The sequence below is a fragment of the Sporosarcina beigongshangi genome, from assembly GCF_033485195.1.
GTDB classification, from domain to species: domain Bacteria; phylum Bacillota; class Bacilli; order Bacillales_A; family Planococcaceae; genus Sporosarcina; species Sporosarcina beigongshangi.
The window spans coordinates 1-12,510 of record NZ_JAWLIR010000064.1; the positions used below are offsets into that span (position 1 = coordinate 1).

Below are 12,510 nucleotides of genomic sequence, written 5' to 3' on the forward strand. Positions count from 1 at the left end.
TAATGATTAGCCTCCTACTCGATTTAATCAATCGACACCGCAAACAAATCATTCAATGCCTCGCTCATCGTAGGGTGTGTGAAAATCGTATCGCGTAAAAATGTGTACGGCAATTTGGCTTCCATAGCAAGGCGAACGATATTGATCATTTCACTCGACTCTGCACAAAATAAGGTACACCCTAAAATCTTTTGTGAGTCGGGATCGACAAGAGCTTTTAACAGCCCGTCCGTTTGTTGTACAACACGTGCACGTGGAATGGCAGCCGCGGGGAGTGTAACGACCTGGTAAGCAACACCTTTCTCCTTCGCCATTTTTTCATTCAATCCGACTTGTGATAAAACAGGGTCAATAAATACGGAGTAGGGCACATTGTTGCGTTGTTTTCTTGTATAGTTTCCGGCGCCAAACAGTTGGTCCTTCACAATCCGAAAATCATCTAATGAAATATACGTGAACTGAGGACCGCCATTGACATCGCCTAGCGCCCAAATATGATCCACCGTCGTTTTCAATACATCATCGACGACAATGGCTCCTCGCTCACTGACCTCAATAGAAGTATTTTCGAGTCCTAGCCCTTCTGTATTTGGCTTTCTTCCTGTAGCCAGTAGCAGTGCATCTCCATATACTTCCGCTTGATCGGAGTCTCCTGCTTGATAAGAAACAACCACGCCACCATCTCGATTTTCAACGGACTTCACTTTACTGTCGACAATAAATGTGATGTTTTTCGACTCAAGTACTTTCTTCACTTCAGCCGCAATATCCCGATCTTCATTGCGTAAAAACATGGGAGAGCTGTCAATGACGATTACTGTTGAACCGAAGTTTGCATAAATTGAAGCAAACTCTAAGCCAATATAGCCCCCGCCAATGATAACCAGCTTGTCAGGAAACTGATCCAACTGTTGCAAGGTCGTTGAATTATAGACGAAATCAGCAGTCTTCAATCCTTCAATGGCTGGAGTAATCGGCGAAGAGCCTGTGTTAATAAAGAATTTATCGGCTGACAACTCAAGTGTTTCATTGTCAGTTGTTACTTGAACCGTACTGTTATCTAAAAATGTAGCGGTTCCCGTATAGACCGTGACGCCTTCCGCATCAGCTAGCATATGAAAATTTTTATCGCGTAAAAATGAAGTTAACCCATCTTTTTGTTCAATCGCATTTTTATAAAAATCCTCGTTAGAAGCACTAGAAAGCTTACGTTCATTCGATTGATGAACGAGTGATTTTGTGGGAATGCAAGCAATGTTTATACAAGTCCCTCCGTACATCTCAGCAGACTTCTCAATCATCGCAACATGCTGGCCATTCTTCGCAAGCGTTGAAGCTAATGTTTTTCCACCTTTACCAAACCCGATGATAATTGCATCAAAATGATTCATAATTTCACGCTCCTCTTTTAACTATTGCCTTGTTGGTGGAAGGGTAAACGTGTGGGGAAATATTGAAGTGAAGAATAACCCTCAACAGTCAGCTTATCTATATATGTTGACCTAAAAAATCTCTCAACAACGCTCGGCGCTTGGGGATGCCTCCCGCGATAAGCCTAATAGAAGACCGCTATTAGTCTTATCGCTTCGGCTACCCCGGTAAGGCGCCTTCGCTGGAGACTAGATAGAATCATTGCGCAGGCATTCGCCTATGTAAGGTATAATCAGAGTATTACAACATCGAGGGGGATTTTATGGATTACTTATATCACCCGTACCAATCACAGCGTCATACTGTATTTGCTAGAAAAGGAATGGTCGCTACATCTCAACCTCTTGCAGCCAATGCAGGATTGGAGATTATGCAACAAGGTGGCAACGCGATAGACGCAGCCATCGCCACTGCGGCAGCGCTAACAGTCGTTGAACCGACTTCAAATGGAATTGGCGGCGATGCATTTGCACTCGTGTGGGTGAAGGATAAGCTCTTCGGACTCAATGCATCCGGTCCAGCGCCTGCCACATTAACGCCCGCAGCCGTGAAAGCACTTGGGCATGACAAGATGCCGGTTCATGGCATGGTGCCGATAACAGTGCCCGGTGCGCCAGCTGCTTGGGCGGAATTATCACGGAGATTCGGTAAGCTACCATTAAAAGAAGTGCTGGCACCCGCCATTCGCTATGCAGAAGAGGGCTATCCATTGACGCCAATCCTCGCGAAATACTGGGGATTCGCTTATAAAAAATTCAAAGAAACGCTCACGGACGATGAATTCACAGCATGGTTTGACACCTTTGCACCAAATGGCCGTGCACCTGAAACCGGTGAAATGTGGTCTTCGCCAGGCCATGCGAAAACACTACGGTCGATTGCGGACACAGATGCGCGTGATTTTTATGAAGGAGAAATTGCGAATCAAATCGATGCCTGTATGAAAAAGTACGGTGGGTTTTTATCTAAAGAAGATCTTGCTGCCTACAAGCCGGAATGGGTTGAGCCCATTTCTGTGAACTATAAAGGGTACGACGTATGGGAAATTCCACCGAATGGTCATGGCATGGTTGCACTTATGGCGCTTAATATCTATAAGAAACAAAGTAAACCACAATGGAATTCGGTCCAGACATTCCATGAGCAAATCGAAAGTATGAAGTTAGCCTTCACAGACGGCAAAGCATTTATTACAGAAGAAGCGGATATGCCAGTCGAAACGGCACATCTATTATCGGAGGAATATGCCGAAAAACGTTCCGCATTGATTGGTGATGAAGCACTAGATCCACAACAGTATGACTTGCCGAAAGGTGGAACCGTCTACCTGGCAACGGCTGATGAGGAAGGGAATATGGTGTCCTTCATCCAGTCCAACTACATGGGCTTTGGTTCGGGCATTGTGATACCGGGAACAGGCATTGGCCTGCAAAATCGCGGACATGACTTTTCACTGGAAGAGGGTCATCCAAATGTATTGAAGCCGGGGAAACGAACGTATCACACGATCATTCCGGGATTCCTATCGAAAGATGGACTAGCAGTTGGACCATTTGGTGTCATGGGTGGCTATATGCAACCGCAAGGCCACTATCAAGTTGTGCTCAACACAGTGGACTTTTTACTGAATCCACAAGCGGCATTGGATGTGCCGAGATGGCAATGGATAGAAGGCAAGAAAATACTGGTGGAGCCGGAGTTTTCGAGTCATTTAGTGCAGGCGCTTATTCGAAAAGGACATGATATAACCGTTGCTAAGGATAGCGGCAGTTTTGGACGAGGGCAGATTATATGGAGGAATCCGGTGACGGGTGTGCTGCAGGGAGGCACGGAATCGCGGACGGATGGGGCGATTGCGGTTTGGTGAGGAATTAAAAAAGGTACTTAGCTCTGAAACAATTGCGCGTTGTTTTCAGAGCTAGGTACCTTTTTGTGGTCTAATCATTATTGGTCGGAAGTTGTATTGGTATTCCCAGAAGCGTTTTCATAAGCAACTAAAGTTACTCCTAATTTATCCTCCAATACATTCAATGCTGCTAATTGTTCATGGTTCAAATCTGCTATTGCAACCTTATCAAGTGGCATATCAAATCCCCCTCTCCAATTTAGCTATATTGTATCCGGTGTAGGTGGGATTATACGCTTGAAATCAATACCGATGAAGCGCCCTCGCTCAAAGCTAGTTGGAATAGGGTTTTCAATGGGTAAGGACCAAATAAGGAATGTTTAGCTCATCCTCTTCGCGAATTCATTTCATATTTATTGGTACTTGTAATTAGTCGTGGATTACTGATAAAGGAAACTTCCAAACCAATCGGTTATTATTTTTAGTATCTTTTTCAGTGACTTGATAAGGAGTTCCAGCTAATTTAACTCTACCTGTATATTGATAGCGATTGCTTTTATGTACTTCAAATAGATGCAAATCCACCTTATTCGTGTCAGATTCAAACAAAGTAATATTTTGATTGCCTGTTAAAGTTTGATCGCCTGTCTGGCCCATTCCTGTGTAATGTAGAATATTGCCTTGCCAATTATCTAAATAAAGGCCCAGCGTATGGTTCATGACTAGAACAAGGGTAGTTGTTTTATGGGACCTTCTCATACCACCCTGAGGAGAGCATTTGAAAGTTTGTGCAAGTGTTTCATTATCAATGATTGCATTACTTTTGAGCTTATTGATATCTTCCCTTTGCAGTTCAAACCATTGATCCAGTTCGGATTGAAGGAAGTAAGGTTTCTTTCCTCTATAAAGAGTAGGAATGCCTGCTTTTCTTAACATCGTTAAACTAGATGAAGTTAGGCCATATTGTTCTAGCGTTTGTTTTACGCTTAAATAATTATTATCCAAATGTAGGCACACTCCTTTTTACTCAATTTATTCAGTCAATTGTATCAAAGAAGTTAATGAAATTGATAGATATTTGATCTTTCGGGGAAAATCTATCCAAATAAAATACATATAGCTGGTTTGAAAAAGTTATTGTAGGGGATCGGATAGATAGGTGGAAAGGAGTGCCTAATTTGAAACCAATGATCCAGTATAGAATTCAAGAAACAGCAGTCCAAGTGATTCGTGATGATGGAAAAGTCGCGATTAAGAATGGAGTGTTAATAGAAGGAGAGCAGCTTTGTACAATTTACAATTTGGATGAAGAGTCGTTTTCATTTGTTTGTGCCATGATTGAGGATTTGGCTCATATACTTTCATCCCAGGGCTTGTCGATGCAAGTAGGTGATTACGAAGAGGAAACAGAAGAATCAGTAGGTGTATGTGATGAAAAAATGCTTTACGTCTGCAACGAGTGTCATGAAATGCACGAAGATGAAACATACATATGCCAGGTTTGTGATTGTGAGAGCTTGCGGCTTGTCCCTGAATCAGAACTGATCAATTGAGTCGGGGGGCGCAACAAAGAATTTCAAAAGTGCATCAGTTCAAGTGCTGAATGAAAACGGGGAAATAATTATTGATGATGGAATATTAATAGAAAGTGATGAAATCTGTGCGATTTATGATACAAATAAAGGCTGTTTCGAGTTCATATGTGAAACGCGCTTTGAATTGAGTATCTTGCTTACTGCTCAAGATCTGCGCATAAAAAACCCAGATGAAGAGGAGCGCTTATGCTCGGAATGTGGAGTGCTGATGCAAGAGGGGTTTGTCTTTGAATCGGATGCCACGCAGTATTGTAGTGAGGAGTGCTTGACCCAAGTGATTACGTGGGAGGATTATTTGGTGATGCATGATAATGGCGATGGAGATGTTTATTGGACGGATTGGTATGATTGTTGAAAAAAGAAATTACCTTTACTTTTCATGGGTAGCATCATTTGATTTTCTTGTAATCATCATAAGGATCATAGTCTTCATGATTATATTCAATACATTCGTAAAACAGTATTTCGCCATGTTTATTAACGATGACATGCTCCTTCAACTCTAATTCAAAGACTATTCCTTCCGCTTCAATAGCCAAATTGTTTCGCTGAGCTAAGGCTACTAATTCATTTGTTTTAAGACCGTGAGCTTGATCCCACACAACACTAACTTCATAAATACCAGGCGTATCCGTTTTCTTTATATCGTGCTTACGCTCAAAACCAATAAACGCACGATCTGTATCTAATACATACAAATCTTCAGGAGTAAAATCATCCGGAAAAACAAGTGTACTTCCTTCTACTTTTGCATGTACAGGCATCCTTAGCTGCATCGTTCTCGTTGTGATGAACGATAAAATATCCTCAATTCCGCCCGTTAATATCGCATAACCATCGACCCAGTTTGCCATCATGATCCCTCCGTAAACAAAAATGTTTTATATCAATTAAACATAATGGGCCGGGTGGCTTATGGCAATCCTTACATCGGAAAGTTCATAGAATGGCCAAAGAAAATGTATAGTCCTCATGATTGTTGAAAATTGGCGGTAGATGTTGGATAATGTTTGTATACAGATAATTCGGAACTAAATTTAATGTGAATAGAAAGAAAAGGTGAGCATCATTAAGAAAACAGTGCATGTTGTAGGTGCAATTATTGAAAATGATAACAAAGAAATTCTTTGTGCACTACGCGGACCAGAAATGACGTTACCAAACTACTGGGAGTTCCCGGGGGGCAAGATTGAGCAAGGTGAATCAAAGGAAGAAGCATTAAAGCGAGAGATTCAAGAAGAGTTGGGCTGCACGATCGAAGTTTTTGATCATGTTGAAGACACGACATATGAATATGAAAAAGTCATTGTGAGATTAGAGACATTTATAGCGAAGGTTGTTTCAGGAATACCAAAAGTCTCTGAACACGCGGAATTAAAGTGGATGACTAGACAAGAGTTACCGTCACTTAACTGGGCACCCGCAGATATTCCCGCCATTGAAAAGTTATCGAATACAATCCTGAACAAATAATATAAAGAAATGATGTGATGTTTAGATGGAAAGCTTTATTCGTAATTTAACAACATCATTACATGAAGGATTTATCGATAAAAGTCAAAGTAATTCTGGAAGCTTTAAGCCGGAGCTACTCATCAATAATGAAAAGAAAAATAGTCATGTATTAAATACATTACAGGAGGAACTTGCTACTAGTGAGGACTTCCTTTTTTCAGTTGCATTTATAACTGAGAGTGGGTTAGCTACGCTAAAATCCTTGTTTTTGGACCTTAAAGAAAAAGGTGTTACGGGACGTATATTAACTTCTACCTATTTATACTTTAATCAACCAAAAGTGTTTAAGGAGCTTATGAAATTAACAAACATAGAAGTACGATTAACTAATTTAAAAGGCTTTCATTCTAAAGGTTACATATTTAAACAAAAAACACATTACTCGTTGATTGTAGGAAGTTCCAATTTAACTGCACATGCATTGAAAGTGAATTATGAGTGGAATGTGAAATTGACTTCCCATGAAGATGGCGACATTGTTCATCATTTTAAAAATCAGTTTGAAGACGTATGGTCCAACTCAGAATTACTTACTGAAGAGTGGATAGAAAGTTATGAAATAGAGTACGAGAAAAATGCGGACAAAAGGTTAGCTGAGCAAGTTATTGAGATACCTGGAAAGTATACGACCAATGCAATTGAAGAGTCTTTAAAAATAGTACCAAACAATATGCAACAAGTTGCATTACTGCAAATTCAGGCAGTTCGTGATGAAGGAAAAGAAAAGGGGCTCGTCATTTCCGCAACGGGTACTGGAAAAACGTATTTATCCGCATTTGATGTGAGAAATTTTGCACCTAAACGCATGTTGTTTATTGTTCATCGGGAGCAGATTTTAAACAAAGCAAAAGATGACTTTCAAAGGATTCTTGGTGGTATCAGTGAGGATTTTGGGATGTATGTAGGGACAAGTAAGCAGCTGGATAAGAAATATCTATTCGCTAGTATTCAAACCCTGTCAAAAAAAGAGAACCTAAGCCAATTCGATCCAGCAGATTTTGATTATATATTGATAGACGAAGTACATAAGGCTGGTGCAGCTTCTTATCGAAGAGTAATTGATCATTTCAAGCCGAAGTTTTTAATGGGCATGACAGCTACACCTGAACGGACAGATGACTTTAATATTTATGAACTGTTCGATTACAACATCGCGTATGAAATCCGTTTACAAGAAGCGCTTGAAGAGGACATGCTTTGCCCATTTCATTACTTTGGCGTGACGGATTTTGAACATGATGGAGAGGAAATTGACGACGCAACCCTTTTATCAAAGCTTGTTACAGAAGAACGTGTCGATCATATACTCGAAAAAGTAGATTATTATGGTTTTTCTGGTGAGAGTGTAAAGGGGCTAATGTTCTGTAGTCGAAAAGATGAAGCTGTACAGTTGTCGCAGGTGTTGAATGAGAGAGGATTACGGACCGTAGCTTTGTTAGGCGATCATTCTCCAGAGGAAAGAGAACGTCAGATAAACCTATTGGAAAATGGTTACCTTGATTACATTTTAACCGTGGACATTTTTAATGAAGGAATCGACATCCCATGTATCAATCAAGTCGTCATGCTAAGACAAACGCAATCGAGCATTATCTTTATCCAACAGCTGGGGAGAGGGCTACGGAAGCATGATTCAAAAAGCTATGTCACGATCATTGATTTTATTGGGAATTATAAAAATAACTATCTCATTCCCGTGGCTTTGTCAGGTGACCAATCTCTAAATAAAGATAATATACGCCGTCATACGAAAGATACGAGTTATATAAAAGGTGTTTCAACGATTAACTTTGAGGAAATTGCCAAGAAAAAAATCTTCAGCTCCATCAATCAATGTAATCTAACTGCATTAAGGATTTTGAGAGATGCGTATACTGATTTGAAAAAGAGGATTGGCAGAATCCCATACTTATATGATTTTATCGAAAATCGTTCGATAGATCCTGTAGTAATTGTGAACGGCGATTTAGAAGTACAGAACAGGCCCTCGAATTATCACCAATATCTGTTGAAAATGAATGAAAAAGTTCCGGGTTTAACAGAATATGAAGATAAAGTTTTAACTATGCTTTCGATTGAAATATTGAACGGGAAACGAAAGCATGAAATTATTTTGATTGAAATGTTATTGAAACAAGCTGAAGTTTCACATGATGATTACTTGGAACAGCTAGTAGCTAACGATTGTCGGACAGACAGGGGAACCTTCAATTCTGTAAAATGGGTTCTGGATCTGACGTTTTTTACACAGGCTAATAAAAAGAAGTATGGTGAACGACCAATTGTGGAATCACATGAGTCTGGCCAATATCAGTTCAATGCATCTATCCAAGAAAGTCTGGCGAAGAATCAATACTTCACAAAATTAATTAAAGATGTCATAAAAAGTGCTAAAGAGAAGGCGAGAAAATTTCAATGTGGACAGCCGCTTACATTGTATGAAAAGTATTCAAGAAAAGATGCGTGTAAACTTTTGAATTGGAACAACGATGAAAGCTCGACGATGTACGGATATAGAACTAAGTATGGGACATGTCCGATATTTGTAACTTACCATAAAAATGATGAAATTGAATCAAGTATAAACTATGGTGACGAATTCTTAAACCCGCAACTATTCAGATGGGATTCCAAAAGAGGAACAAAAGTAGAATCAAAAGATGTTCAAAAAATCATTCATGCAGTAGAAAATGATATAGAAATTCATATTTTTGTACAAAAAAGTGACGATGAAAAAGGTTTTTATTATTTAGGAAAAGGATTCCCGGACAAGTCTAGTGTCGAAGAAGGTAGAATGGCAGATAAGAATGGGAAGGAACTTCCGGTTGTGCATATGAACATGGTGATGGAACAGGCTGTGGAGGGGAAGTTGTATCATTATTTGATGGAGGAGTGAAGGGATAGCTTTATTAATGATATGGGAACCGTACCATAAGTAATCACTTGTTCGCTCTATTAGACACAGGTATCATTGTAATAGGTCTATTAATTGAAAGTTCATGCGTTTTGAAGAATGGGAGATTTTGTTTTTTAGAAAGATATGAAAATTGAAGTTTATGTTGAAGTAAACAAATGAAGAATTCATTTTGAATTAGGATGAGTGTAGTGAAAAGGAAAGTTTATCAAATCTCACGTTGTATAAGAACACGGGGGAATTACTCTTAAGTAAAAGGACTTGTTGGGAGAGAAGTGAGATGCAGACTATTTCTAATGGTGAATTAAAGAATAAGATAATTTCTATATATGAATCAACCCTTAAAAGTAAACTAGATAACGTTGCTATCGAAATCACAGAGTTAATTGAAAAATTAATAGATATTAAAGTATCCAATCCTGATGAATATAATTTAACACACAATAATTCAGGTTATTTAGGAAGATATTATAAAGTGGTCTCAAGGGTTAAAAGTGGTGAAAGTTTAGGAGAGAAGTTAGTAAAAAAAGACGCTTTATTAGAAATCAAAAAAGAAATTGAATTTACAAATATTGATGCAATTGTTGATGATCTTAAAAATAGGTATTCAGATTTGATTGGTATAAAGGTTTTGGGGGATTTAAAAATTGACGTCAATAATATTTTGAAGTTAATTCAAGACAATAAGAATAAATTTATAAATAATGATTCTTCGAAATATATAACCTTTGAAAATATAGAAAAACAGCCTGATACCATGACAAATGGAAGTGAAATCATTAAAATTGATTGTACCTACCATAATGATTCTGAGAAACATAAATTCGAATTGCAAATTAAAAGTCAACTAACTTCTGCATGGGGAGATATGGAACATCAGCAATTTTATAAAAATAATAAATTTTCACCAGTAAGAAAAGCCCATGAACCTATAATGCAAGATGTGGGAAAATTAATAGAACAGTTGGATACTCTGTTATTAAGTATAAGGATATCGGAGAATACTTATCAAATAAACGAAGAATATTGGGGATTTACAAGTGATATTCAAAATGAATTTTCAAAAATGCTAATAGATTTATTTGAAGTTAGCGTTGATGCAATCATCCCTCAAGTATCAAAGTTGTTATTTATATTGTTCGGAATAGTGGATCCTAATAAGGATAATTATAATTTGGAGTTGGATATTCTTGGTGATATTGAAAGTGGTAGATTCAATAATATTGACTACGGTAACGATAATTTTATATATAACTTTGTAAACTTTCGTCAGGTGAGATTTAAACTCAAAATCATAGAGAGTATTATGCTTGTTTGGTATTCATCGAAAACTCAAGTTAACACATCGGAAGAAAATTATATAGAATTTATAAAATGGTATTTCCAAATGTACTTGAAGATGATTGAGGGAATGTACGAAATTGATACGGAAGATGAAGAAGTGCCATTTAGCCCTATTTTTTATAATGCAATTAATAAAGCGAAATCGGAAAGCTGTTATATAGAACCAGACAACTTCAATGAAGTGGTAGAGTATTATAAGTTCACCAAAGATGCTTATATAGAATGGATCCAAGAAGAGGAATCCGTGTTTCCTCTGGAGGTTCTTTATGCTATCAATTATCTCTTTACTCAACACCATATTAATGAAACCCCACTTAAAGATATTGAGATAAGCTTAGAAAAGAAGATTGTCATTCCAAAATTAGACGAGTATGTCTCAAATTTAATAAAAGATGAGGAACATACGCTTAATGAAAAATTTATTCAAATTAGTAAAGATATTCAAATGATTTTGAGGAGGGGGGAGTATTAATGCAATATATAGCACAAAAATATTCTCAAGGTGATCAAGAATACTTAAGTTTAGTAATGGATTTAAAAACTATCTATAAGAATTCGCAAGCATTGATTTATGGTGTCGATGAATTTGGATATCAGCGCCCATTAGATATAAGTCATTCTAATAAAATAAAAAATAAGGTTCTTGGAATTGAAAAAGATATCTTGTTTCCAACTTCAATAATATTAGGTTTAGATGAGGATGAGAGCACAAATATAATAACAAATGTTTCGAATTTTGCCGATCAGTTGTCATCTAGTGTAGTTTATTTTAATTTACCTGAGAACATAACATATAAAGTTTTTAGAATAATTGATGGTCAACACCGAATTGCTGGACTTTCAGCTGCAGCAGAACAAAATCCTGAATTATGGAATCTTCCGCTAAATATAATTATATTATTAATGTCTAAAGAAAAAAGAATAAATGAGCTCAATGTATTTAAAGATATAAACTCTACAGCTAAAAAATTGAAAACAGATTTAGTAATTTTAGCTAAGCAACAGTACATTCTACTAGGTCAAGAAGATTTAAAGAATAAAAATGATATGGAATCATATGTAGCAACTAAGACAAGTTTTATCTTAAATGAGGAGATAAGCGGTAGTGTATGGGAGAATGCAATAAAATTTGAAAAAGAAATTAATAGCCAATTAGGGGTAATTGGTGTCTCAGCCTTTAATAAAGCGATAATGCCATTAGTTAGAGAGAGGGTAAAGGATTTTAATTTATACGAAATTAACATAAGCTCTTTAGATGAGGTTGCTGATGGTTTAGCAAGATATATTAATACAGCATGGAGTTTAGTTTTTGATAAATGGAAAGATTGTTTTGGAAATTATAACGTAATATTAGATTCAGATGAGTACCAATACCGTTATAATAGTTCGTTTTATCTTCAGAAAACTACTGGAGTAAATGCAATAAGTCAGATTTTGTATCAACAAAATGAGAAGAATAATCCTTTAGAATGCTTTAAAGCCATTATTGATAAGAGTCCTTTAACTTCGAAGGATTGGATTAAAGGTGGGAAATTAGCGGGGCTTACATCTGGTTCTGGGTTTAAAAAAGCAGTTAATCTGATACAGGTCGGAGACAAAAATAAATTCGAATGAAGATTTAGGTGCATCTCCGCTTATCTCTAGGTATTTTGATCATCATTACTTTCGATTTTGTACGGCAGTTTCAACTTTTACTACGGAAACTGTTGAATTATAATTATAGAAATAGGGATGTGTAAGTATCAATTGAGAAATCATAACTTCACACAGCGATAGAAAAAAGTGGGGATTAATCGTGCTAGTTAAAATAAAAAATGAGCTGTCTAATAAGTCCCTAAAATTAAACAGGTGGAGAAAAACGAGTC

The 12,510-nt window shown here is 37.4% G+C and carries 11 protein-coding genes; 7 read left to right on the forward strand and 4 right to left on the reverse strand.

The features are described 5' to 3' along the window. Window positions 1–23 precede the first annotated feature (23 nt). Complete coding sequence (locus R2B77_RS17330; RefSeq protein WP_203247769.1) at window positions 24–1,391, reverse strand: FAD-containing oxidoreductase; 1,368 nt, start codon at window positions 1,389–1,391, stop codon at window positions 24–26. 302 nt (window positions 1,392–1,693) lie between these two features. Between R2B77_RS17330 and R2B77_RS17335 the strand changes: the two genes are divergently transcribed. Continuing rightward, window positions 1,694–3,298: a gamma-glutamyltransferase family protein gene (locus tag R2B77_RS17335; RefSeq protein WP_203247770.1), complete on the forward strand. Its 1,605-nt coding sequence runs from the start codon at window positions 1,694–1,696 to the stop codon at window positions 3,296–3,298. Window positions 3,299–3,375: 77 nt separating this feature from the next. Here R2B77_RS17335 and R2B77_RS17340 read toward each other — a convergent pair whose 3' ends face one another. Together R2B77_RS17340 and R2B77_RS17345 are read right to left on the reverse strand one after the other, a co-directional pair. After that, window positions 3,376–3,516: a hypothetical protein gene (locus R2B77_RS17340; RefSeq protein WP_203247771.1), complete on the reverse strand. Its 141-nt coding sequence runs from the start codon at window positions 3,514–3,516 to the stop codon at window positions 3,376–3,378. Window positions 3,517–3,706: 190 nt separating this feature from the next. Then, window positions 3,707–4,282 (reverse strand): hypothetical protein, encoded by a 576-nt coding sequence (locus R2B77_RS17345; RefSeq protein ID WP_203247772.1) that lies wholly within the window; start codon window positions 4,280–4,282, stop codon window positions 3,707–3,709. Between the two features lie 173 nt (window positions 4,283–4,455). Between R2B77_RS17345 and R2B77_RS17350 the strand changes: the two genes are divergently transcribed. After that, window positions 4,456–4,830, forward strand: coding sequence for a hypothetical protein (locus R2B77_RS17350; protein ID WP_203247773.1), 375 nt, complete (start codon window positions 4,456–4,458; stop codon window positions 4,828–4,830). A 43-nt stretch (window positions 4,831–4,873) separates the two neighbouring features. Beyond that, on the forward strand, window positions 4,874–5,227 hold the full coding sequence (locus tag R2B77_RS17355) for a hypothetical protein (protein WP_322555770.1): 354 nt from the start codon (window positions 4,874–4,876) through the stop codon (window positions 5,225–5,227). Between the two features lie 34 nt (window positions 5,228–5,261). Here the strand turns inward: R2B77_RS17355 and R2B77_RS17360 are convergent, their stop codons facing one another. Further along, entirely contained in the window at window positions 5,262–5,726 is a 465-nt protein-coding gene (locus tag R2B77_RS17360) for a hypothetical protein (protein WP_203247775.1), read from the reverse strand. A 214-nt stretch (window positions 5,727–5,940) separates the two neighbouring features. On the opposite strand from R2B77_RS17360, the gene R2B77_RS17365 reads away from it, so the two are divergent. The 4 genes from R2B77_RS17365 (at window position 5,941) to R2B77_RS17380 (ending at window position 12,259) form a co-directional block, all read left to right on the forward strand. Then, on the forward strand, window positions 5,941–6,345 hold the full coding sequence (locus tag R2B77_RS17365; RefSeq protein WP_203247935.1) for a (deoxy)nucleoside triphosphate pyrophosphohydrolase: 405 nt from the start codon (window positions 5,941–5,943) through the stop codon (window positions 6,343–6,345). A 25-nt stretch (window positions 6,346–6,370) separates the two neighbouring features. Then, on the forward strand, window positions 6,371–9,283 hold the full coding sequence (locus tag R2B77_RS17370; protein WP_203247776.1) for a DUF3427 domain-containing protein: 2,913 nt from the start codon (window positions 6,371–6,373) through the stop codon (window positions 9,281–9,283). Between the two features lie 298 nt (window positions 9,284–9,581). Next, on the forward strand, window positions 9,582–11,117 hold the full coding sequence (locus tag R2B77_RS17375) for a hypothetical protein (protein WP_203247777.1): 1,536 nt from the start codon (window positions 9,582–9,584) through the stop codon (window positions 11,115–11,117). Then, entirely contained in the window at window positions 11,117–12,259 is a 1,143-nt protein-coding gene (locus R2B77_RS17380) for a DGQHR domain-containing protein (protein ID WP_203247778.1), read from the forward strand. The genes R2B77_RS17375 and R2B77_RS17380 overlap by 1 nt, the downstream gene beginning before the upstream one ends. Window positions 12,260–12,510 lie beyond the last annotated feature (251 nt).